This is a genomic window from Nonomuraea sp. NPDC003214 (assembly GCF_053590035.1).
This window is the reverse complement of the sequence record NZ_JBSFSX010000021.1, coordinates 15561-38380: the sequence shown is the minus strand read 5'-3', so window position 1 is coordinate 38380 and position 22820 is coordinate 15561. Positions and strand designations below refer to the sequence as shown.

The 22820-nt window shown below is 72.6% G+C and carries 21 protein-coding genes and 1 tRNA gene; 2 read left to right on the top strand and 20 right to left on the bottom strand.

The features are described 5' to 3' along the window. Positions 1-44 precede the first annotated feature (44 nt). The gene (locus tag ACWDXC_RS40545; protein WP_449991618.1) at positions 45-1046 is read left to right on the top strand and encodes a DUF2207 domain-containing protein; all 1002 of its coding nucleotides are present in this window, start codon (positions 45-47) and stop codon (positions 1044-1046) included. On the opposite strand, the gene ACWDXC_RS40540 is transcribed toward ACWDXC_RS40545, so the two are convergent. The 12 genes from ACWDXC_RS40540 to nadD form a co-directional block, all read right to left on the bottom strand. After that, positions 1047-2018, bottom strand: coding sequence for an ABC transporter ATP-binding protein (locus ACWDXC_RS40540; RefSeq protein ID WP_449991526.1), 972 nt, complete (start codon positions 2016-2018; stop codon positions 1047-1049). Then, entirely contained in the window at positions 2015-3082 is a 1068-nt protein-coding gene (locus ACWDXC_RS40535; protein WP_449991524.1) for an ABC transporter ATP-binding protein, read from the bottom strand. The genes ACWDXC_RS40540 and ACWDXC_RS40535 overlap by 4 nt, the downstream gene beginning before the upstream one ends. Further along, the gene (locus tag ACWDXC_RS40530; RefSeq protein ID WP_364180862.1) at positions 3079-3930 is read right to left on the bottom strand and encodes an ABC transporter permease; all 852 of its coding nucleotides are present in this window, start codon (positions 3928-3930) and stop codon (positions 3079-3081) included. Before ACWDXC_RS40530 ends, ACWDXC_RS40535 begins: the two co-directional genes overlap by 4 nt. Next, on the bottom strand, positions 3927-4898 hold the full coding sequence (locus tag ACWDXC_RS40525) for an ABC transporter permease (RefSeq protein ID WP_449991521.1): 972 nt from the start codon (positions 4896-4898) through the stop codon (positions 3927-3929). The genes ACWDXC_RS40530 and ACWDXC_RS40525 overlap by 4 nt, the downstream gene beginning before the upstream one ends. Then, positions 4895-6505 (bottom strand): ABC transporter substrate-binding protein, encoded by a 1611-nt coding sequence (locus ACWDXC_RS40520; RefSeq protein WP_449991518.1) that lies wholly within the window; start codon positions 6503-6505, stop codon positions 4895-4897. Before ACWDXC_RS40520 ends, ACWDXC_RS40525 begins: the two co-directional genes overlap by 4 nt. Beyond that, complete coding sequence (locus ACWDXC_RS40515; RefSeq protein ID WP_449991515.1) at positions 6502-7209, bottom strand: PIG-L deacetylase family protein; 708 nt, start codon at positions 7207-7209, stop codon at positions 6502-6504. The genes ACWDXC_RS40520 and ACWDXC_RS40515 overlap by 4 nt, the downstream gene beginning before the upstream one ends. Further along, a complete protein-coding gene (locus tag ACWDXC_RS40510; RefSeq protein ID WP_449991512.1) occupies positions 7206-8132 on the bottom strand; it encodes a GNAT family N-acetyltransferase in 927 nt (308 codons plus the stop codon). The genes ACWDXC_RS40515 and ACWDXC_RS40510 overlap by 4 nt, the downstream gene beginning before the upstream one ends. 217 nt (positions 8133-8349) lie before the next feature. Further along, positions 8350-9261: an MBL fold metallo-hydrolase gene (locus ACWDXC_RS40505; RefSeq protein WP_449991510.1), complete on the bottom strand. Its 912-nt coding sequence runs from the start codon at positions 9259-9261 to the stop codon at positions 8350-8352. 103 nt (positions 9262-9364) lie between these two features. Further along, positions 9365-9437 (bottom strand) — tRNA-Ala (locus tag ACWDXC_RS40500). A gap of 211 nt (positions 9438-9648) precedes the next feature. Further along, a complete protein-coding gene (locus ACWDXC_RS40495; protein WP_219506858.1) occupies positions 9649-10284 on the bottom strand; it encodes a histidine phosphatase family protein in 636 nt (211 codons plus the stop codon). Then, a complete protein-coding gene (gene rsfS, locus ACWDXC_RS40490) occupies positions 10281-10676 on the bottom strand; it encodes a ribosome silencing factor (protein WP_219506860.1) in 396 nt (131 codons plus the stop codon). The genes ACWDXC_RS40495 and rsfS overlap by 4 nt, the downstream gene beginning before the upstream one ends. Positions 10677-10755: 79 nt before the next feature. Continuing rightward, on the bottom strand, positions 10756-11373 hold the full coding sequence (gene nadD / locus ACWDXC_RS40485; RefSeq protein WP_357588675.1) for a nicotinate-nucleotide adenylyltransferase: 618 nt from the start codon (positions 11371-11373) through the stop codon (positions 10756-10758). 95 nt (positions 11374-11468) lie between these two features. On the opposite strand from nadD, the gene ACWDXC_RS40480 reads away from it, so the two are divergent. After that, the gene (locus tag ACWDXC_RS40480; RefSeq protein ID WP_219506865.1) at positions 11469-12491 is read left to right on the top strand and encodes a M48 family metallopeptidase; all 1023 of its coding nucleotides are present in this window, start codon (positions 11469-11471) and stop codon (positions 12489-12491) included. Positions 12492-12563: 72 nt separating this feature from the next. Here ACWDXC_RS40480 and ACWDXC_RS40475 read toward each other — a convergent pair whose 3' ends face one another. The 8 genes from ACWDXC_RS40475 to ACWDXC_RS40440 all read right to left on the bottom strand — a co-directional run bounded on the left by ACWDXC_RS40475 (position 12564) and on the right by ACWDXC_RS40440 (position 22705). After that, complete coding sequence (locus tag ACWDXC_RS40475) at positions 12564-14579, bottom strand: serine/threonine protein kinase (protein WP_449991506.1); 2016 nt, start codon at positions 14577-14579, stop codon at positions 12564-12566. Positions 14580-14670: 91 nt separating this feature from the next. After that, positions 14671-14847: a hypothetical protein gene (locus ACWDXC_RS40470; RefSeq protein ID WP_219506869.1), complete on the bottom strand. Its 177-nt coding sequence runs from the start codon at positions 14845-14847 to the stop codon at positions 14671-14673. 66 nt (positions 14848-14913) lie between these two features. Next, positions 14914-16194, bottom strand: a complete 1281-nt coding sequence (locus ACWDXC_RS40465) for a glutamate-5-semialdehyde dehydrogenase (RefSeq protein WP_449991503.1) — start codon at positions 16192-16194, stop codon at positions 14914-14916. A gap of 21 nt (positions 16195-16215) precedes the next feature. Then, positions 16216-17331, bottom strand: coding sequence for a glutamate 5-kinase (gene proB, locus ACWDXC_RS40460; RefSeq protein ID WP_357588683.1), 1116 nt, complete (start codon positions 17329-17331; stop codon positions 16216-16218). A gap of 209 nt (positions 17332-17540) precedes the next feature. Beyond that, entirely contained in the window at positions 17541-18893 is a 1353-nt protein-coding gene (gene obgE / locus ACWDXC_RS40455) for a GTPase ObgE (protein ID WP_449991501.1), read from the bottom strand. A 101-nt stretch (positions 18894-18994) separates the two neighbouring features. Then, positions 18995-19252, bottom strand: a complete 258-nt coding sequence (rpmA, locus tag ACWDXC_RS40450; protein ID WP_049575729.1) for a 50S ribosomal protein L27 — start codon at positions 19250-19252, stop codon at positions 18995-18997. Positions 19253-19267: 15 nt separating this feature from the next. Then, positions 19268-19570, bottom strand: coding sequence for a 50S ribosomal protein L21 (gene rplU, locus ACWDXC_RS40445; protein WP_049575732.1), 303 nt, complete (start codon positions 19568-19570; stop codon positions 19268-19270). A gap of 216 nt (positions 19571-19786) precedes the next feature. Next, positions 19787-22705 (bottom strand): Rne/Rng family ribonuclease, encoded by a 2919-nt coding sequence (locus tag ACWDXC_RS40440; RefSeq protein WP_449991498.1) that lies wholly within the window; start codon positions 22703-22705, stop codon positions 19787-19789. Positions 22706-22820 lie beyond the last annotated feature (115 nt).

The following is a 22820-nucleotide window of genomic DNA, read 5'->3' as shown; positions in this document are numbered from 1 at the left end:
ATGCCGCAAAAGGATCAACCAGCGCTTCGGGGGCGACATTGCGCATGCTGCTGATGGTGCTGGCCGCCGGGCTGCTGCCGCAGCCGGTCGCCGGGCCGCACGTCACGCAGCCCAGAGCGGAGATCACGGCCACCGTCCGCGCCGACGGCACGGTGGCCGTGGTCGAGGAGCACACGCTGACGTACCGGAGCCCGGGCAAGGGCGCGTACGTGGACATCCCACGCGCGCCCGGCGTCGTGGTGGAGGACGTGTCGGTACGCGAGTCCGCGGCCTACGAGCAGGTGGCCCCGGCGGAGCCGGACTCCTCGGGACGCGCCGGAACCTACAGCGAGCGGGCGTGCGGCACCGACGGGCCGCACCGCGTGGTGTGGCACCTGGCCGCCACGCCCGGCAGCACCCGGACGTTCCGGCTCGGCTACACGCTGAAGAACGCGGTCACCGTGTTCGGCGGGCACGCCTTCCTGCACCTGCCGGTGCGCGGCGCCCACTGGCGGAGCGGCGTGGACCTGCTGGAGGTCACGGTCCGCCTGCCCGGACCACCCGGGAGCGGCGGGCACCAGGCGTTCGGGCAGCCCGCGAGCAGGCTGGCCGCCGGGCCCGCCGGGCAGGTGACCAGGGCGAGCGCGCGGGCCGTGCCCGGCGCCCAGGCGCTCGCGCTCGACCTGGCCTTCCCGCCCGCCCGGCTCGACCTGCCGAGCACCGGCGGCAAGGTGCTGCGCGGCGAGGGCGACGGCTCGGCCACGCTGGCGGAGCTGCGCGCCGGGCGGCAGCCGGTGACCTCGGCGGGCGGCGCCGCCTGCGGCCCGGTCGGCACGGAGACCTACGACGGCACCTGGTGGGTGTTCGCCGGGATGGCGGTGCTGGTGACCGGCGTCCTGGTGATCGTCGAACGCCGCGCCCGCCGCCCGCTCAGCCGCCGGTCCGGTGCCGCGCGCGGCCGTGCCGGCCGCTCCTACAGCGACCACGGCTATCACGCGAGCCAGCCCGGCGGGACGCCGAGCCACAGCCCCGGCGAGGGCGGCGGCGGGGGCGGCGGCTCATTCTGATCAGTCCCCGGCGGCCTCCCAGCAGTGCGTCCAGCGGCCCTCGCCCAGCTCGGTGCGCCCCGGCACCGTGGTCGAGCAGACCGGCAGCGCCACCGGGCAGCGAGGGTGGAAGCGGCACCCGCCGGGCGGGTCGGCGAGGCTGGGCGGCTCGCCGTGCCGCTGCCGCTCGCGCGGCGTCACCCGGTCCGGGTCCGGCGCCGACTCCAGCAGCAGCCGCGTGTACGGGTGCCGCGCCGCCTGCGTGAGCGCCTCGGCGGGCCCGCTCTCCACCAGCCTGCCCGCGTACATGACCGTGATGTCCTCGGCGAAGTAACGCGCGCTGGCGATGTCGTGCGTGATGTAGAGCAGCGCCAGCCCGCTCTCGTCGGCCAGCTTCTCCAGCAGGCGCAGCACGCCGAGCCGGATCGACACGTCGAGCATGGACACGGGCTCGTCCGCGATCAGCGCCACGGGCCGCACCGCCAGCGCGCGGGCGATCGCGACGCGCTGCCGCTGCCCGCCGGACAGCTCGTGCGGCAGCTTGTCCATGAACTGGTCGACGGGCGTCAGGCTGACGCGTTCGAGCAGCTCGGCGACCAGTTCCCGCTCGTGCGCGTCGGACTTGGCGTGGCCGTGCACGCGCAGCGGCCTGGCCAGGTGGTAGCGGACCCGGTGGAAGGGGTTCAGCGAGGCGAACGGGTCCTGGAAGATGAGCTGCACCTGCCGCCGGTAGGAGCGGAACGCCGCTCCCCGGTGCGCCCGCACGACCTCGCCGCGCAGCAGCACGTCGCCGGAGGTGGCCGGGTAGACCTGAGCGAGCAGCCGGGCGACCGTGCTCTTGCCGCAGCCGCTCTCGCCGACCAGCGCGCTCACCCGCCCGGCCCGCAGCGCCAGTGACACGTCCTCCACGGCCCGCACCGGCGGCCGCCGCCCCCACCGGCCGCGCGCGGCGGTGAAGTGCTTGGTGAGGTTGCGCCCTTCCAGGACGATCACGACGCCTCCCGTGCGGCAGTGTCAGCTCCGGCGCCCTCGTCGTCTGCCCCGGCGCCCTTGTCGTCGAGCCCGGCGCCCTCGTCCCCGAGCCCGGCGCCCTCGTTGAGGCGGCAGGCCACCTCGCCGCCCGGCACCGGCAGCAGCGCCGGGCGCTCGCCGGCGCAGCCGTCGAAGGCGTGGCGGCAGCGCGGGTGGAAGGCGCACCCGGGCGGCGGCGAGCGCAGGTCGGGCGGGGTGCCGGGGATGCCGAGCAGTTCCTCTCGCGGCCCGCGCAGCCGGGGGAAGGACCGCAGCAGCCCCTCGGTGTACGGATGGCGGGGCGCGGTGCGCAGCGCCCTGGCGGTGCCGACCTCGACGACGCGGCCGGCGTACATGACGGCGATGCGGTCGGAGATCTCCATCAGCAGCGACAGGTCGTGGGTGATGAACACCACGGCGAACCCGTACTCCTCGCGCAGCGCGCCGATCTCGTGCAGGATGTCGCGCTGGACGACCACGTCGAGCGCGGTCGTCGGCTCGTCCATGATGATGATCTCGGGGTTGAGCGCGAGCGCGATGGCGATCGCGGCGCGCTGGCGCATGCCGCCCGACAGCTCGTGCGGGTAGCCCCGCAGCCGGTCGGCGTTGATGCCGACGCGCTGGAGCAGCTCGGCGGCCCGGGCGGCGCGGGCCTTGCGCGACAGGTCCGGCGCGTGGATGCGCAGCACGTCGTCGATCTGGGCGCCGATCGTGGCGACCGGATTGAGGGAGTTCATGGCGCTCTGGAAGACGACGGCGAGCTCCTTCCAGCGGAAGGCGCGCAGCTGTTTCGGCCCGAGCGCGAGCACGTCGGCCTCGGTGCCGTCGCGCCGCCGGTAGAGCACCGAGCCGGAGGTGATCGCGGCGGGCGGGCGCAGCAGCCGGGCGACGGCGTTGGCCAGCGTGGACTTGCCACTGCCGCTCTCCCCCGCGAGCCCGAGGATCTCGCCGCGCCGCAGGTCGAGCGTCACGTCGGCGACCGCGTGCACGGCGCCCGTGGCCGACTGGTAGTCGACGCCGAGACCGCGTACTTCCAGGACGTTCACGCCTTCACCTTCCCTTCACGCGCGGGCCTGCGGCGCGCGGGCTTGACGGTGCGCAGGCGCGGGTTGGCGATCTCGTCGATGCCGAAGTTGACCAGCGCCAGCCCGGTGCCGATGAGCGCGATGCACAGCCCCGGCGGGATGAACCACCACCACGCGCCGATGAGCAGCGCCTGGCCGTTCTGCGCGAAGTAGAGCATGCTGCCCCAGCTCACCGTGGACAGGTCGGCCAGGCCGAGGAACGACAGCCCGGCCTCGGCCAGGATCGCCGCGACGACCGTGGCCAGGAAGCTGGTGGCGATCACCGGAAGCAGCACGGGCAGGATCTCGAAGAACACCACCCGGAACGCCCCCTCGCCGCCGGCCCTGGCCGCCTCCACGAAGTCGCGGCGGCGTACCGACAGGGTCTGGGCGCGCAGCACGCGCGCCCCCCACGCCCAGCCGGTGACGGCGATCACCACGGCGACGGAGGCGACGCCGCGCTGCGGCAGGTAGCCGGCCAGCACGATGATCAGCGGCAGCGCGGGCAGCACCAGGAAGATGTTGGTGAGCACGGACAGCACCTCGTCGACCGCGCCGCCGAAGTAGCCGCCGACGAGCCCGACGGCGACGGCGAGCACGGTGGCGATCACCGCCGAGAGCACGCCGACGCCGAGCGACACGCGGGCCCCGTAGACGAGCTGGACGAGCACGTCCTGCCCGGTCTGGGTGGTGCCGAGCCAGTGCGCCGCCGACGGTCCCTGGAGGCCGGCGTCGCTGGTGGCGGCCGGGTCGGCGTCGATGAGCAGCGGCCCGAGGATCGCTGCCAGCGCGAAGAAGGCGAGGATGCCCGCCCCGATCTTGATCTTCATTGCCTGGTCCTGGGGTCGAGGATCACGTACGCCAGATCGGCCAGGAAGTTGGCGACCAGCACGGCCAGCGAGATCACCAGGAAGATGCCCTGCATGAGCGGGAAGTCCTCGTTCTCCACGCCCTTGAGCAGCATCGACCCGATGCCCGGATAGGAGAAGACGATCTCGGTCAGCACCGAGCCGCCCACCACGAAGCCGAGCGACAGCGCGAAGCTGGTGATGTTGGGCAGGATCGCGTTGCGGGCCGCGTACGCCCACATGACCCGGCGCGACGTCAGCCCCTTGGCCTCGGCCATCACCACGTAGTCCTCTCCCAGCGTGGTCACCATGACGTTGCGCATGCCGAGGATGCGGTCGGCCATCGAGGCGAGCACGATCGTGATCGCGGGCAGCGCCGCGTGGTAGACGACGCTGCCGGCGAACTCCCCGGTCAGCCCCGGCACCACGTCCAGCGCGTACGCCCGGCTGACGGGGAACCACTCCAGCGTCACCCCGAAGACGAACACCAGCGCCAGCGCGACCCAGAAGTACGGCACCGCGTGCATGAACGTGGCCGCGGGCAGCACCCCGTCGAGCCAGGTGCCGCGCCTCCACGCCATGAGCACGCCGAGCGCGGTGCCGGCCACGTAGCTGATCAGCGTGGCGACGCCGACCACGCCGATCGTCCACGGCAGGCTGTCGGCGATCACCGTGGACACCTCGGTGGGGAAGAACGTGATCGACCGGCCGAGCTCGCCCCGCGACAGGTTGCCCAGGTAGTCCACGTACTGCTGCCACAGGCTGGCGTCGCTGATGCCGAACGCGCGCTTCATCGCGTCGATCGCGGCCGGGTCCACGTTCCCCTTCAGCCGCGCCACGAGCAGGTCGACCGGGTCGCCCGGCATGAGGCGCGGGATGAGGAAGTTGAGCGTGACGGCGGCCCAGGCCGTGAGCAGGTAGAACCCGAGCCGCCTGGCGAGAAACCTCACGTGCCCGCCGGCTTCAGCCGCAGCAGCACCACGGCCGCGTCGGGTGAGGTGTAGGGCGACGGCATCGCGTACGGGTCCTGCTCGCTCGGCCAGCCGACGTACTTGTCGGTGCGGTACTGCGCCCAGCTCGGGCTGTAGAACAGCGGCAGCGTCGGCAGCTTCTCCACCATGATCCGGCCGAGCGCCTGGGTGGCCTTGTGGTGCTCGGCCTCGTCCTCGGTGGCGGCGTAGGCGTCGATCAGCCGGTCGGTCTCGGCGTCCTTCCACCGCTGGTAGTTGCCGGTGGCCGACTTGCCGACGGGCGTGGCCAGCTTGCCGTAGAGCATCGAGCGCATCTGGAAGTACGGCTCGGCCCCGGCCGGGGTGGCACGGATCGACAGGTCGAAGGTGCCCTTGCCGACCTTCGACACCCAGTCCTGGAAGGCCACGCCCCGGGTCTCGACGGTGATGCCGACCTTGGCCAGGTCCTCGCGGATGAGCTGGGCGGCGTTGACCCAGTCGGTGAACGGCGACGGCACCAGCAGCTCGAACTTCAGCTCGCCCGGGTCGAAGCCCTTCAGCAGCTCCTTGGCCTCGGCCAGGTCGACGGTGAACGCGGCGTCCTTGTGCTCGGGCGGCAGGTACGCCTCGCCGCCGGGCATCGGGATGCCGGTCGGGTGCGCGACCTTGGTGTAGCCGCGCTCGGCCACCCGGACGATCTTCTCCCGGTCGATGGCCAGGCTGATGGCCTTGCGCACCTCGGGCTTGGACAGCACCGGGTGGGTCAGGTTGGGCAGCAGCGCGACGACGCCCTCGGCGGGGAAGAAGTACTTGTTCGTCTCCGGCTTGCCCTGCACGTAGATCTTCTCGATGTCGGGCACGAACGCGCCCGCCCAGTCGACCTCGCCCTGCCGCAGCGCCGTCTGCACCCCGTTGGCCGTGTAGGCGGGGAACTTCAGCACCGGCACCTCGGGCTTGCCCGGCTGCCAGTAGCCCGGGTTATTCGCCATCTCGTACAGCTGGGCGTTGAACGACGACAGCGTGAACGGACCGGTCCCGACAGGCTTGGGGTTGGTGAACGTGACCGGGTTCTGCTTCTCGAACACGTGCTTGGGCACGATGGGCGTGTTCCCGGCGATGTTGAACAGCTTGGCGTAGGAGGTGCCGGCGAAGTCGACGCGGACCTTGTCCGGCGCCAGCACCTCGGTGCCCTCCAGCTCCAGCGCGCTCTTGTTCAGCTCGGGGTGCTTCCTGATGATCTCGAACGTGTAGGCGACGTCCTCGGCGGTGAACGGCTTGCCGTCGCTCCACTTGACGCCCTGCCGCAGGGTGAACGTGAGCGACTTGCCGTCCTCGGACCACTCGTGCTTGAGCGCCAGCCAGGGGGTGACCTCGCCGGGTTTGAGCCGGTTGAAGAACTCCAGCGTCTCGTAGATCATCCCGCTGGTGCCGAAGTTCACGCCTTCGAGGTGGAACGGGTTGAAGTTCTCCTGGAACGTCCCCGAGTCGATGGCGTGGATGATCAGCGGGGGCGCGCTCGCCGTCCGCCCGGCCCCGGCGCCACCGCCGCCGGAGCATCCCGCCACCGCCAGGACCAGGGCCGCCACGGCCGCCAGGCTGCGTTTCATTGCGACGCCTTTCCGAAGTAGCTCGTCCGCAGGTTCCGCGACCCCTTCGGCGCGGCGAACGCCTGCGCCCGCCGGAACCCCGCCGGGGCGCCCCGCACGACCGTCAGCGCCCGGTAGTAGTCCACGTACGGGAATCCGTACGTCTCGCCCCTGGCATAGGCGTAGCCGGTGATGGCCTGCGACCAGATCTCGTACGCCTCGTCGCTCAGCTCGACGAACACGTCCGGGGTGAAGCCGTCGGCGTCCTCCCAGTTGTCGGCGTAGTAGAGCTCGCCGGCCCAGTAGGCGGTCAGGTCGCGCGCCAGGGTCTTCAGGCCGCCGTAGAAGCGGGCGTCCTGGACGATGCGGTGGGTGCGGGCGTGGTCCTTGTGGATGGACTCGCCCCAGTGGGTGAGGATCACGTCCGGGCGCAGCTCCCTGATCAGGTCGCCGACCCGCATCTTGACGTCGTCGTCCTCGGGCAGCAGGCCGTCCTCGTAGTCGAGGAAGCGCACGCCCGCGCCGATCCGCCCGGCGAACGTCTCGGCCTCCTCGCGCTTCTGCTCGGCGTAGTCGGCGACGCTCATGCGCGGGTGGCCGCGCTCGCCGAGCGTCAGGTGCAGCAGCGTGGCGCGGTCGCCGCGCAGGACGTGCTGGGCGAGCACCGCGCCCGCCGTCAGGTCGAGGTCGCCCGCGTGGGCGCCGATGGCCAGGACGTGGGTCATGCCGGCCGCCTCATCACGTGGAACCGCCTGGTGATCTCGTAGCCCGCCTTGGTGTAGAGGTGACCGGCCGGGCTGGTCTCGCCGGTCCACAGGAACCACGACGAGTGCAGCCCTTCGGCGCGCATCCTGGTCATGGTGAGATGCAGGAGGATCTTGCCGAGGCCGGTGCCGCGTTGCGCCGGGTCGACCCCGAACGGGCCGAACCTCTCGGGGATGCCCCGGTAGGCCCCGTACAGCGCGAACCCGACGATGCCGCCCTTTCTCGCGATGACCATGCGGTCGGGGTTCGCGTGGCGCCTGATCGCCTCGCCCCAGTCCGGGTTGAACTCCTCGGCCGCGAACCTGATCAGCTCCGGCAGCTCCCCGTCGCCCGGGGACCGGAACGCGTACCCCTCGGCCTCACGGGCGGCCCGTAACGCGCCCGCCTCGTCCGGCGCCACGTAGCCGACGAGCGTCCGGTCCATCGCGACCGGCGAGTACAGCGTCTCGAACCCCAGCGCGCCCAGCAGCCGGAACCCGTCCGGGTAGAGCTCCGGGTCGGCGCCCGGCAGCACGTAGCCGGGCGTGTAGGAGGCGAAGTCCACCGTCCTGCCGTCGAGGAAGCTCAGCGCCTCCTCCATCAGCCTCCGGCCCAGCCCCCGGCCCCGGTGCTCCGGTGCGACGAAGAAGAACGGGATCCATCCCATGCCGGGCTCCAGGTCCGTGCCCGGCGCGAGCGGCGTCCGCCTGCGCACCCCGTACGCGCAGCCGACGACGCGGCCGTCCGCCACGGCCACCCGCAGGCCGCCGGGGTCGAAGTTCGGGTCGAGCAGCACGCAGTCGCGCAGCCACCCGGCGGTCGTGGGGTCGCCTGGCATGCTCCGGTTCCAGGCGTCGACGAGGGAGCCCTCGTCCCCCGCGGCGAACGCTCGGACAGTGACCATCGGCCGGTCCTTTCACCTGGGCTTCGCGGCCAGCTTTCCGAGTGTTAACCCCCGTGGTCAATGATTTTCGGGCAGAAATTTTCCTGCTTTATGACCCTATTGAAACTTTCCTTCGTGTCCGGTAAGTATGGAATGTTGGGCATTCCGGCCCCCGCCGAATCCTCCCGCGCACGGGGTCCGGACCGGCGCGTACGAGCTCCGCGGCCATGATCCCGGGTCAGACCGACGTCGGCAGCGGTCCCCCGTGGTAGGCCACGGCGTCGCCGAGGGCGGCGAGCAGGTCCATCTCCGCACCCTCGGCGTCCGCGTACGCCCGGTGCAGGTTGAGCACCAGCCGCTCCGCGTCCGCCCACCCCGCGAACTCGCCCAGGTCGGCCTCCCGGGCGGCGGCCAGCGGCGTGAGCCCCCGGGCCCGCCCCGCCCGCGCGACGTCCAGCACGAACCGGTAGTAGCGCTCGTGCGCCGCCAGCACCCCGGGCAGCCCGGCCGCGTCGGTCAGCGGCCCGTGCCCCGGCACCACCCGCTCGGCGCCGAACGCCGCCAGCCAGTCGAGCGACCGGAGCGCCCCCTCCAGCGACCCCATGAACACCAGCGGCGTCAGCCCGTGGAAGAGCAGGTCCCCGCTGAACAGCACCCGCTCCTCCGGCAGCCACGCCACCACGTCCCCGGGCGTGTGCGCGGCGTGACCGGGATGCCGGAACTCCACCCGCCGCGCGCCCGTGTAGACGGCCACCTCGTCGCGGAACACCACGGAGGGCGGCCGGCGCGTCACGTTCCCCCAGTCGGGCACCGGCTCCCACACGGGCGGGCACCCGTCGATGATCGGATCGACGAGCAGCGCCGCCCGCATCGCCTCGTGCCCGAAGATCACGGTCTCGGCGGGCAGCACGCTGTTGCCGTACGCGTGGTCGCCGTGCTGGTGGGTGTTGACCGCGACCCGCACCGGCGCGCCACCGGTCGCCTCGGCCAGCGCGCCGAGGAAGCGCCGGGTGCGCCGCTCGGTCGCGCAGGTGTCGACGACCACGAGGCCGTCGTCGCCGGCCACGGCCCCGGCGTTGTTGAGCCACCAGGTGCCGTCCGGCTGCACCCACGCGTAGACGCCGGGCCCGATCTCGTGCAGCGCCCCCATGTCCGCCTCTCCCTCCGTCAGCCTCCGGCTCGGGTCATCCGGGATACGGAAAAGCCCGCCACCGTGATGACCACGATGACGGGCTGGGAAACGTGCTGAGGGGTGGAGCTATGGGGATTCGAACCCCAGACCTCCTCCATGCCATGGAGGCGCGCTACCAACTGCGCCATAGCCCCTGGTCACCGCGCGGAGTGTGCTCTTTGCGGCGCTCGGAGAGCATATAGCCATCCGCGGGATTCGCATAATCGCGGCTGCCCACGCTGCCCGGGGGCACGCGCTGCTGGGGGCACGCGCTGCCCGACGCGCTGTCCGGGGTACGCGCCGCCCGGGGGCGCGCCGAAGACGGCCGGCGCCGTCCCGCCGGCGCCGTCACGCCGGCGGACCGCGTCAGCGCCGGCCCTCCGCGTCGGGACTGTCGTCGCTGCTGATCGGCTCGGGCAGCGTGCCCGCGTTGTGCTCGAGCAGCCGCCAGCCCCGGCGGCCCTCCTCCAGCACCGACCACGAGCAGTTGCCGAGCCCGCCGATGGCCGACCACAGCTCCTGCGGCAGCCCCAGCAGCTCGCAGATGCCCAGCCGCAGCGCCGCGCCGTGCGAGGCGACGACGAGCAGGCCGTCGTCGTCGAGCTTGGCGGCCCAGCGGCGCATCGCGGCGCCCACCCGGGCGGCGACGTCCGGCACGGCCTCGCCGTCGGGCGCCTCCCAGTTGACGTACTCCTGGGGCCAGCGGGCGGCGATCTCCTCGCGGGTCAGGCCCTCCCACTGACCGCCGCCGCGCTCGCGGAAGTCCTTGTCGACGCCGACCTCCAGGCCGACGATCCGGCCCAGGGCGAGGGCCGTCTCGTTGGCCCGCTGAAGGTCGGAGGAGACGATGAGGGTGGGCCGGAGCGAGGCGAGCAGCGAGGCCGCCCGGGCCGCCTGCGCGATCCCCGTCTCGTCGAGCGGGATGTCGGAATGGCCCTGGAAGCGGTGCTCGACGTTCCACAGGGTCTGCCCATGCCTGAGGCAGACGATGCGCTTGCTCAAGTGCGGGCCCTCTGGATGTTGGCCTGCATCACGCTCTCCGGCAGGCCGATGGCCGGGCAGTCCTTCCACAGCCGCTCCAGGGCGTAGAAGGTGCGGTCCTCCTCGTGCTGGACGTGCACGACGATGTCGATGTAGTCGAGGAGCACCCAGCGGCCTTCGCGCTCGCCCTCACGGCGGACGGGCTTGGCGTCGGCCTCGGTGCGCAGCTTGTCTTCGATCTCGTCGACGATGGCGCGGACCTGGCGATCGTTCGTGGCGGAGCAGAGCAGGAAGGCGTCGGTGATGACGAGCTGCTCGCTGACGTCGTAGGCGAGGATGTCGTCGGCCAGCTTGTCGGCGGCCGCCTCGGCGGCGATCTGCACGAGCTGGACGGCTCTGTCGGATGCTGTCACGATGCGGGTCGGTCCTCCTGTGTCGGCAACATGCCCTCATGTTGAGGGTACCCTTTTCGGCCGCCCCGCCTCACGCGCGTCAGCCGTGGGCGTGATAGAGCCCGCGTTTGTTGATGTACTGCACGATGCCGTCCGGCACGAGATACCAGATGGGCTCGCCCTTCTCGACCCGCTGCCGGCACTCCGACGACGAGATCGCCAGGGCCGGGATCTCCAGCAGCGTCACGCGCCCCTCGGGCAGCCCTGGGTCGTGCAGCGTGTGCCCGGGCCGGGTGCAGCCGACGAAATGCGCCAGGTCGAACAGCTCCTCGGCGTCCTGCCAGCCGAGGATGGCGCCGAGGGCGTCGGCCCCGGTGATGAAGTACAGCTCCACCCCGGACCCGTAGACCCGGGAGATGTCCCGCAAGGTGTCGATGGTGAACGTCGGTCCCGGCCGGTCCACGTCCACCCGGCTGACGGAGAAGCGCGGGTTCGACGCCGTCGCGATGACCGTCATCAGATAGCGGTCCTCGGGCGCGGACACCTCCCGCTCCGACTTCTGGTACGGCCTGCCCGTGGGCACGAACACGACCTCGTCGAGATTGAAATGGTGAGCGACCTCGCTGGCCGCGACCAGGTGACCGTGGTGAATGGGATCGAACGTACCGCCCATAACACCCACGCGTCGCTTCCCCTGGACACCAGGCGCGTTCATCATGAAACGGACCTTACGCGGACTCTCTCCCCAACATGCGGGCACCCCCCTCGATGATGACCGCGCACCACACCGGTTGCGGACGTAGCATGCCGGGCATGACGACCACCCCGGACCGCAGCCGCGTCCAACTGCCCGGCATCTCTTCCCGTGCCTACGAACACCCCGCAGACCGGTCGGCTCTGGTCGCTCTGCGCAAGTTGAGCGGGTTCGACACGGTGCTCAAGCAGATGTCCGGCCTCGTAAGCGAGCGGCGTCTCCGCCTGATGTATCTCGCCTCCGCCGTGCGCGTGAGCGAGACCCAGTTCCGCTCCCTCTACGACATGGGCCGCGACGCCGCCTACACGCTCGACCTGCACCGCATCCCGGAGATCTACGTCCAGCAGGATCCGCAGGTCCAGGCCAAGGCCATCGGCTTCGACGACCCGTTCATCGTCGTGACCACCGGCCTGCTCAACCTCATGAACGAGGAGGAGCAGCGCTTCGTCATCGGCCACGAGACCTCCCACATCCTGTCGGGCCACGCGGTCTACCGCACCATGCTCGACATCCTCACCCGCCTCGCCGCCCGCGTCGCCTGGATCCCGCTCGGCTACATCGGCCTGCGCGCGATCGTGGCCGGCCTGGAGGAGTGGTACCGCAAGTCCGAGCTCTCCTCCGACCGCGGCGGCCTGCTCACCAGCCAGAACCCCGAGGCCGCCAAGCGCGCGCTGATGAAGCTCGCCGGCGGCGACTACACGCACGAGATGAACATCGAGGCGTTCCTGGAGCAGTACGCCGAGTACGACACCGCCGGCGACCTGCGCGACGGCTTCCTCAAGGTGCTCAACCTGCTTGGCACCACCCACCCGTTCGCCGTGGTGCGCGTGGCCGAGCTCGACAAGTGGCAGCGCAGCGGCGAGTACGACCGCATCATCGGCGGCGACTACCCGCGCCGCGAGGACGACCCCAACGCGCGCGTCACCGAGGAGATGAAGGCCGCCGCCGAGTCCTACCGCCGCTCCTGGTCGGAGTCCCAGGACCCGTTCATCGGCGTGCTGCGCGACGTGGCCGAGGGCGCCGTCAACGCCGGCGAGCGCATCTTCAACCGCTTCGCGCGCCGCGACGGCGGCCAGGGCTGACCCGCCGCCCGGCTCACCGTCCGTCACGCACGAACACCTGCGTTCTCACCGCGCGGTCTTTCAGCGGCGGTCTCACAGCAGCAGGGCGATCGCGCGCACGGCAGCCGCGCACAGGGCGACGAAACCGCCCAGCACGGCCAGTGCGCGCAGCCCTTCCCTGCGCAGCTCAGGCAGCCGGGCGCCGATCCGCTCGATCTCCCGCCCGGTGATGCCACCGCACAACATCCCGAACACCACGCCCGCCGCGGTCACCGGCGCGGGCTGCTGCCACCAGGTGGAGTCGATCTCGCCGCCCCCGGTGATCCACAGCGCACCGCCCGCCGCCACGGCCGCGGGCACCCCGGGCCAGACCGCCGCCGTCGTCGCCGCCCCCGTCAGCGCGAACGGGAACAACAGCACCCGCAGCGTCACCCGCACCTGCCGTGAGGCGCGTTTCCTGACCATCCAGTGGCTCATCCAGCACGTCCTGATCAGCACCACGAACACGGCGGTGATGCCGACGCAGGCGATCGGCCACATCACCGACGCCACCACGCACGGCACGGCCAGCACCGCGAGCAGCAACAGCGCGGTGTTGCCCGCCGGCAGCGTGGTGGCCGCCGTCTCGGACCTGAGCCGTCCGCCGCCCGCCTGCGCCCTTCCGCGCGAGCGGGCCGCCTTCACGCCGTCGCCGGCCCGGCTCCGGACCGGCGCCGCCTTCCCGTCGTCGGCCCGGCTCCGCACCACGGCGCTCTTCCCGTCGCCGCCCCGGCTCCGCACCGCCGCCGCCGGCCCCTCCGCACCCCGACCACGAGGAACGGCCGCCTCCCCGGCCCGCCCCCGGGGAACCGCCGCGTCACCCGCCCTGTTGCGAGGAACGGGCGTGTCACCCGCCCTGTTGCGGGGAACGGGCGTGTCCCCGGCCCGGCCGCGCGGCGCGGGCACCTCCCCGCCTCTGCGCGGCCCCGTGCCCTCCTGGGCCCGGCTCCGCGGCACCGGCGTGTCACCGGTCCCGCCGCGGGGCGCGGCGCCGTCTCCCGACCGGCCACGGGGGCCGTCGCCGGAGGCGCTGCGGGGGACGGGGGTGTCGCCCGCGCGGTTGCGGGGCGCGGGCGTCTTGCCCTCCAGCCCCGGACGGCCGCGCCCGCCCTTCCCGTCCACACCCGTGCGCCGGGGCGCGGGCACCTTGCCCTCCGCCCGGGACGCGGCGGCCTCGTCGTTCGTCCGCCCCCGCGACGACCCGTCCTCACCCGTACGGGCGCGGGCGGCTGCCCCCTTGGCCTCGTCCCCGGCGGCCCGGACGTCAGGATCGGCCCCGGTGGCCTTGGCCAGCCGCGCCAGCCGGTCGGCCAGCAGCGCCGCCGTGGGCCGCTTGCCGGGCTCCCGGTTGAGCGCGGCCCGCACCAGCGGCAGCAGCGCCACGGGCACGCCCTTGAGGTCGGCCTGCCCGTTGAGGACCGCGTACATCTGCGCCTCGGCCGTCCCCCGCCCGAACGTCGGCCGCCCGGTCGCCGCGAACGCCACCGTCGCCGCCCAGGCGTGCACGTCGGCGGGCGAGTCGACCTGCTCGTCGGCGAAGATCTCCGGCGCGGTGTAGCCGGGCGTGCCGAGGAACGTGCCGGTCATCGTGAGCCGGGTCGCGTCGAGCACCTGCGCGATGCCGAAGTCGATGAGCACCGGCCCGTCGGCGCCCATGATGATGTTGCCGGGCTTGAGGTCGCGGTGGACCACCCCGGCCGCGTGGATGATGGCCAGCGCCGCCGCGATGCCCTGCGCGAGCTGCATGAGCCGGGGCAGGTCCAGCGGCCCTTCCTGGCGCACCAGGTCGAGCAGCGTCGAGCCGTCGATGTGCTCCATGACCAGGTAGGGCCTGGCACACGCGAGATCGGCGTCGAGGACGGTGGCCACGTACGGGCTCTCGACGCGGCGCAGTGCGCGCACCTCGCGTTCGAGCCTGACGCGGGAGGAGTCGTCCTGGTTGAGGTCGTGCAGCACCTTCAGCGCGACGCGCTCGCCGCGGCGTGCGCTGGCGAGGTAGACCTCGCCCATGCCGCCCCGGCCAAGCCGCTCGAGGAGGGTGTATGGCCCGACCTTGCCGAGCTTGCTCACCGTCCCTCCCCGCTCGGCGCGCCCATAAGGGATACAACCCTAGCGCCGAGGCCAGGAGGAAGGGCCGCGGCGCGCCGGAGCACGCGCAGGTTTATCGCGACGATTGCTCGGACAGCAGGCTGTCGAGGCCGGCCGTGGGCTGCTGCGCGGGCGGGACGCGGCGCGTGCGCCGCCAGCGGACGTGCCCGTGCCTCTCCAGCCAGAGCATCAGCCGGTCGGCGCCGAACAGCACGGCCGCCGCGGAGCCCAGGGCGATGACGATCTCCATGGGTCCCAGTCAACGCGGCGCGCGCGGGGCGTCAGCGGCCGACACACCGCCCGCTACCGGATCCGGTCAGCATCCTGGCCCGGGGATTACCGTGCCCTCGGCGGTGCGCAGGTGGCCCTCGCCGGTGTAGACCCACTTGGTGGAGGTGAGCTCGGGCAGCCCCATCGGGCCGCGCGCGTGCAGCTTCTGGGTGGAGATGCCGATCTCCGCGCCGAACCCGAACTCGCCGCCGTCGGTGAACCGGGTGGAGGCGTTGACGGCGACGGCGGCCGAGTCGACCAGCGACACGAACCGGCGGGCGGCGCCCTGCGAGCGGGTCACGATGGCGTCGGTGTGGCCGGAGCCGTAGCGCCTGATGTGGGCCACGGCCTCCTCCAGCGAGCCGACGACGGCGGCGGCGATGTCGAGCGAGAGGTATTCGGCGCGGTAGTCGTCCTCGGTCGCGGGCGCCACCTCGCCGTAGCCGGCGATCCGCTCGTCGCCGTGCACGGTCACGCCGGCGTCCGCGAGCGCGGCCAGCGCCTTGGGCACGAACGCGTCGGCCACGTCGGCGTGCACCAGGAACGTCTCGGCGGCGTTGCACACCGAGGGCCGCTGCGCCTTGGCGTTGACCAGGATCTGCACGGCCAGGTCGACGTCGGCCTCGGCGTCGACGTACACATGGCAGTTGCCGACGCCGGTCTCGATCACCGGCACCGTCGACTCCTCGACCACCGAGTTGATCAGCGACGCGCCGCCGCGCGGGATGAGCACGTCGACCAGCCCGCGGGCGCGCATCAGCTCCTTGACCGAGTCGCGCGTCTGCCCCGGCACGAGCTGGACCGCGCCCGCCGGGACGTCGGTGCCGGCCAGCGCCTCCTGCATGACCCCGACCAGCGCCGTGTTGGAGGAGTAGGCGCTGGAGGACCCGCGCAGCAGCACCGCGTTGCCGCTCTTGAGGCAGAGCGCGGCGGCGTCGACGGTGACGTTGGGGCGGCCCTCGTAGATGATGCCGATGACGCCGAGCGGCACGCGGAGCTGGCGCAGCTCCAGCCCGTTGGGCAGGGTCGAGCCGCGGACGACCTCGCCCACCGGGTCGGGCAGGTCGGCCACCTGGCGCACCGCCTCGGCGATCGCGCCGATGCGGGCCTCGTCGAGCCGCAGCCGGTCGATCATGGCCTCGGAGATGCCCTGCTCCCTGGCCCGCTCGACGTCGGCGGCGTTGGCCTCGACGAGCTCGGCGGCGTGCGCGACCAGGGCGTCGGCGACGGCACGCAGCGCCCGGTCCTTCGGCGCCCGCGGCAGCGGGGCCAGCTCGGCGGCGGCCTCACGTGCCGCGCGGGCGACCTTCAGGAACTCTTCGGACATCGCGTGCTCCTCATCAGGGCGTCAGCTGTGGGTCTCCAGTATGACGATGTCGTCGCGGTGGATCAGCTCGCGTTCATATTCCGGACCGAGCTCGCTGGCCAGGTCACGGGTGGAGCGGCCGAGCAGCCCGGGGATCTCCCCGGCGTCGAAGTTGACCAGCCCGCGCGCCACCACCCGGCCGCGCGGCGCGCACAGGTCGACGGGGTCGCCGGCGGCGAACTCGCCCTCGACCGAGGTGACCCCGGCCGGCAGCAGCGACTTGCGCCGCGACACGACCGCCTCGACGGCGCCGTCGTCGAGGTGCAGCCGCCCGCGCCCGGTGGTGGCGTGCGCCAGCCACAGCAGCCGGGTGCCGGGGTGGCGGCCGCCGGGGTGGAAGTAGGTGCCGACGTCGGCCCCGGCCAGCGCGTGGGCGGCGTGGGCGGCGGCGGTGAGCACGACGGGCACGCCCGCGCCGGTGGCGATCCTGGCCGCCTGCACCTTGGTGACCATGCCGCCGGTGCCGACCGAGCCGCCCTTGCCCAGCTCGACGCCCGCCAGGTCCTCGGGGCCGTGGATCTCCGCCAGCCTCCGTGACCCGCTGCGGCTGGGCGGCCCGTCGTACAGCGCGTCGACGTCGGAGAGCAGGACGAGCGCGTCGGCGCGCGTGAGATGGGTGACGAGCGCGGCCAGCCGGTCGTTGTCGCCGAACCGGATCTCGTCGGTGGCGACGGTGTCGTTCTCGTTGACGATCGGCACGATGCCGAGCTCCAGCAGCCGGTCGAGCGTGCGCCGGGCGTTGGCGTGGTGGGCGCGGCGCATCATGTCGTCGGCGGTCAGCAGCACCTGGCCGACGCGCAGGCCGTAGCGGGCGAAGGAGGAGGTGTAGCGGGCGACCAGCACGCCCTGGCCGACGGAGGCGGCGGCCTGCTGGGTGGCGAGGTCACGCGGTCGCGCGGCCAGCCCGAGCGGGCCGAGCCCGGCGGCGATGGCGCCGGAGGAGACGAGCACGATCTGCGTCCCGGTGCCGCGCCTGGCGGCCAGCACGTCGACGAGCGCGTCGACCCGGTCCACGTCGATCATGCCCTGGGAGGTGGTGAGCGACGACGAGCCGACCTTGACGACGACCCGCGACGCGGAGCTGATCCGTTCCCGCACGCTCAAACCCTATCCGAGCCCGCCCCTCCCCCATCCCGGGCACTGGGCGGGCACTGGGGCGGGCACTGGGCGGGGACGGGCGTGCGGGGGCGGGCGCGCGGCCCGTACGGAGACGCCCCCTCGGAAGGGACAGCACCTCTCCCGAAGGGACCATGCTCCTCACGAGGGGGCGTCCTCTCAGAGGGTAGCGGCTCGCCCCCGGAAGATCCTCACCCCAGCCGGCTGTCGGTGCCGCGCGGCCCCTGCCGGACGGCCTCGGCGTTGAGCGTCGGCTGCCAGTCGAAGACGTAGCCGTTCTCCATCGACCCGATGACGACCTCGGCCCCGGCGGTGGCGCCGGCCTTGACCAGCTCCTCCTCCACCCCGAGCCGCTCCAGCCGGTCGGCGAGGTAGCCGACGGCCTCGTCGTTGGTGAAGTCGGTCTGCCGGATCCACCGCTCGGGCTTCTCGCCGGTGACCTGGAACATGTTCTCGTTGACCCGGCGCACCTTGAACCCGGTGTCGCCGAGCTGCTTGGGCCTGATGACCAGCCGCGTCGGCTCCTCGACCGGCTTGTTCGCCCGGGCGGCGGCCACCCACTCGCCCATCGCGAACGTGAGCTCGCGCAGCCCGTCGTGCGTGGCGGCGGACACGGTGAACACGCGCAGCCCCCGCTCCTCGAAGTCGGGGCGCACCAGCTCGGCCAGCTCGCGAGCGTCGGGCACGTCGGCCTTGTTGAGCACGACCATGCGCGGCCGGCCCTCCAGCTTCCCGTACGCGTGCAGCTCGGCCTCGATGACCTCGTAGTCGGTGACCGGGTCGCGGCCGGGCTCCATCGTGGCGCAGTCGATGACGTGCACGAGCATGTCGCAGCGCTCGACGTGGCGCAGGAACTCGTGGCCGAGGCCCTTGCCCTCGGAGGCGCCGGGGATCAGCCCGGGCACGTCCGCGACGGTGAACACGGTCTCCCCCGCGGTCACCACGCCCAGGTTGGGGATCAGCGTGGTGAACGGGTAGTCGGCGATCTTCGGCTTGGCCGCGCTGAGCGCCGCGATCAGCGACGACTTGCCGGCGCTGGGGAAGCCGACGAGCGCCACGTCGGCGACGCTCTTCAGCTCCAGCATCACGTCGAGCGCGTCGCCCGGCTCGCCGAGCAGCGCGAACCCGGGCGCCTTGCGCTTGGTGCTGGCCAGCGCCGCGTTGCCGAGGCCGCCGTGGCCGCCCTGCGCGATCACGTAGCGGGTGCCGGTGCCGACGAGGTCGATGAGCACCTCGCCGGTCGAGGCGTCCTTGACCACGGTGCCGTTGGGCACGGGCAGGATCACGTCGGCGCCGTTGGCCCCGTCGCGGTTGGAGCCCTGCCCCTGCTTGCCGCTGTCGGCCTTGCGGTGCGGGCGGCGGTGGTAGTCGAGCAGCGTGGCGGTGTTGGGATCCACTTCCAGGATCACGTCGCCGCCGCGCCCGCCGTTGCCCCCGTCGGGGCCGCCCAGCGGCTTGAACTTCTCCCGGTGGATGGAGGCGCAGCCGTTTCCTCCGTCACCGGCCCTGACGTGCAGAACCACCTGGTCCACGAAGTCCGGCATTGAGCTTCTCCTCCATCAGCCCTCACGGGCGTCTCACAACAGCAAGAAGGGGCGGACCGGAAGACGATCCACCCCTTCGTACAACCCGTGGCGCTGGAGATTTACTCCGCGACCGGGACGATGCTCACCGCGCGGCGACCGCGCTTGGTGCCGAACTGCACGTGGCCCGCGGCCAGCGCGAACAGCGTGTCATCGCCACCGCGGCCGACGTTGTCGCCGGGGTGGAAGTGGGTGCCACGCTGACGGACGATGATCTCGCCCGCGTTGACCAGCTGGCCGCCGAAGCGCTTGACGCCCAGGCGCTGAGCGTTGGAGTCGCGGCCGTTCCGGGTGGACGACGCGCCCTTCTTGTGTGCCATCTCTCAAACTCCCGATCAGGCCTGGTCGATACCGGTGATCTTCACCTGGGTGTACCGCTGACGGTGACCCTGGCGCTTCTTGTAACCGGTCTTGTTCTTGTACTTGAGGATGCGGATCTTGGGGCCCTTGGTCTCACCGAGAATCTCGGCGCTGACCGTGAACTTGCCCGCCTCCGTGGTCACATCGCCGTCGTTGACGACGAGCACCGTCGGCAGCGAAACCGAAGAGCCGACCTCGCCGGCGACCTTGTCCACCTCGAGGACGTCACCGACGGAGACCTTCTGCTGCCTGCCGCCGCAACGAACGATCGCGTACACCGCGGAACCCTTCTACTGACTCACTGTTGCGATCCCTCGGCCATCCCGTGCGGGATGGCCGCTGACTCCGAATGCTGCGCCCGTCATTCGGCTCATCCGGAACCGACGAACCGGGGGGCGCGCCAACAGGGCACGTCACCTGACGCACCGGTTGACTAGGGTACCGGATGACCGGGGCCCTAGGCGAACCGGACGATTCATCGGAAGCCCACCGAACTAGTCGGCGGACTTGGCTCGGCGAGAGCGTCGCCGCCCCCTGCCGGAAGTCTGTCCTGCCTGGTCGTCCTCGGACGGGACGTCTTCAAGCGCACCGGTCACGGTATCACGACCGGAGGAGTCCTTGGCCGCGGACACCTTGTCCGAGACCGCCTTCTCCACCGCCATCTTGCCCTGGGTGCCCCGCGGCTCGGACCTGCTCTCCACCGGCTCCGTGGAGACGATGAGGCCACGCCCGTTGCAGCAGTCGCACGGGGTCGAGAACGCCTCCAGGAGGCCCTGACCGACCCGCTTGCGCGTCATCTGGACCAGGCCCAGCGACGTCACCTCGGCCACCTGGTGCTTGGTCCTGTCGCGCGCCAGGCACTCCAGCATCCGCCGCAGCACCAGGTCGCGGTTGGACTCCAGCACCATGTCGATGAAGTCGATGACGATGATGCCGCCGATGTCGCGCAGCCTGAGCTGGCGGACGATCTCCTCGGCCGCCTCCAGGTTGTTGCGCGTGACCGTCTCCTCCAGGTTGCCGCCCTGGCCGGTGAACTTGCCGGTGTTGACGTCGACGACGGTCATCGCCTCGGTCCGGTCGATCACCAGGGAGCCGCCGCTGGGCAGCCACACCTTGCGCTCCATCGCCTTGCCGAGCTGCTCGTCGATCCGGTACGACTCGAACACGTCGCCCTGGCCCGGGTCCCACTTCGACAGCCGCTCGCCCAGGTGCGGCGCCACGTACTTGACGTACTCGTCGACCGTCTCCCACGCCTCGTCGCCCTGGACGACCAGCGAGGTGAAGTCCTCGTTGAAGACGTCACGCACCACCCGGATGGTCAGGTCGGGCTCGGCCGAGAGCAGCTCGGGCGGGCTGGCCGACTTGGCCTTCTTGCGGATGTTCTCCCACTGGGCCGACAGGCGGGCCACGTCGCGGGCGAGCTCCTCCTCCGAGGCGCCCTCCGCGGCGGTGCGCACGATCACGCCGGCGTTCTCCGGCATGACCTTCTTCAGGATGCTCTTGAGGCGGGTGCGCTCCTTGTCGGGCAGCTTGCGGCTGATGCCGGTCATCGACCCGTCCGGCACGTACACCAGGTAGCGGCCGGGAAGGCTGATCTGCGACGTCAGGCGGGCGCCCTTGTGGCCGATCGGGTCCTTGGTGACCTGCACCAGCACCGACTGGCCGGACTTCAGCGCCGACTCGATCCGCTTCGGCTGGCCCTCCAGCCCGGCGGTGTCGAAGTTGACCTCGCCCGCGTACAGCACGGCGTTGCGGCCCTTGCCGATGTCGACGAACGCGGCCTCCATCGACGGCAGCACGTTCTGCACCTTGCCGAGGTAGACGTTGCCGACGTAGGACTGGCTGGCCTCGCGGTTGACGTAGTGCTCGACGAGGACGCCGTCCTCCAGCACCGCGATCTGCGTGCGGTCGCCCTGGCGGCGCACCACCATCATCCGGTCGACGGACTCGCGGCGGGCCAGGAACTCCGACTCGGTGATGATCGGCGGGCGCCTGCGGCCCAGCTCGCGGCCCTCGCGGCGGCGCTGCTTCTTGGCCTCCAGCCGGGTGGAGCCGCGGACGCTCTGCACGCCGTCGGCGGAGGTGTCGTGCGCGGCCGAGCGGCCCGAGCGGGGCGCGCGGATGCGCACCACCGTGTTGGGCGGGTCGTCGGGCGTGGTCTCGCCGCCCTCGTCGTCGGTGCCCCTGCGGCGGCGGCGACGGCGGCGGCGCGAGCTGGAGGCCTCCTCCTGGGGCTCCTCGCCCTGCTCCTCGTCGCCTTCGTCCTCGCCCTCGTCACCCTCGTCGGACTCGTCGCGCTCGCGGGACTTGCCGCGCCCGCGGCCGCCCCTGCGGCGGCGGCGACGGCGACCGGCGCCCTCTTCCTCCTCCTGCTCGTCGGAGGTGTCCTCGCCCTCGTCCTCGGCGGTGATCTCGTCCTCGGCCTCGTCCTCGCTCACCTCGACGGCGGGCTGGGGCTGGGGCTCCGGCCGCACCGGCTTGGCCTGCGACGGGTCGGGCGCCTGGAACAGCGGCGCGAAGATCGCGGCGGGCCGCTGGAACGCGGTGCCGGGCTGGTCCTCGCGGCGCACCGTCAGCCCGAACGGGTCGGCCAGCAGGCTCGGCCGGTCCTCCTCGTCCAGGTCCTCGCCGGCGGGCTCGTCGTCGAGGGGCTCGTCCTCGGGCAGAATCTCCAGAATGTCGTCATCCGCGCGCTCGACCGGCGCCCCGGCCGACTCGACCGGCTCCGCGACGGCCTCGACGGGCTCCGCGGCGGTCTCGGCGGGCGCGGTCGCGACGGTCTCCTCGGGCTCGGCCTTCTTGCGGGTGCGGCGGCGCTTGACGGGCGCCTCCGCGGCCTCGGGGGCCGCCTCCGGCGTCACGGCGGCAGCGGCGGTCTCGGGGACCGCCACGGCACTCTCCGCGCCCGCCACGGCACCCTCAGGAGCCGTCACGGCACCCTCTGCGGCGCCCTCGGCACCGTCCGCAGCCGCCTCGGCGGCCTTCTTGGTCGTACGGCGGCGCGTCGTGGTGGCGGTCGACCGGGTCCGCGTCGCCCTCTTGGGCTTGACCGCCTCCTCGGCGGCCTGCCCGTCCTGCCCGGCCGGCTCCTCGACGGCCTGGGCCACGGCGGCCTCGACCGGGCTCGTCACCTCGGCCGTGGCCGGCCGCGCGGCGATGAGGTCTTCCGGCCGTCCGGCGGCGCGCTGCGCGGCGGTGCTCGGAAGGGGACGCCCTTCCGCCACCGACGGGGCCGCCTGGGCGGCGACCACGGTGATGGGTCCGGTGGCCGGCGCGGCGGCCGGCGTCTCGGGAAGCTCGGGCGGCGGCCCGGCCGGGCGGCTGGCCGCGCGGCGCTTGGTCACCTTGGTCTGTTCTGTTGTCTCCCCGTCGGGGCCCTGGGCCCCGGCGTTGGGCTCGTTCTCGTCGAGCATGCGGGCGCTCTCCCGTCAGCTCCCGGGCGCGTCGCCGCGCCGCGCAGGAGCTCTCGTGTCTCGTTGTCCGCCACGCCCCCTCGCGGGGGCATGGCGCCAAGTCCTGTCAGCGGCA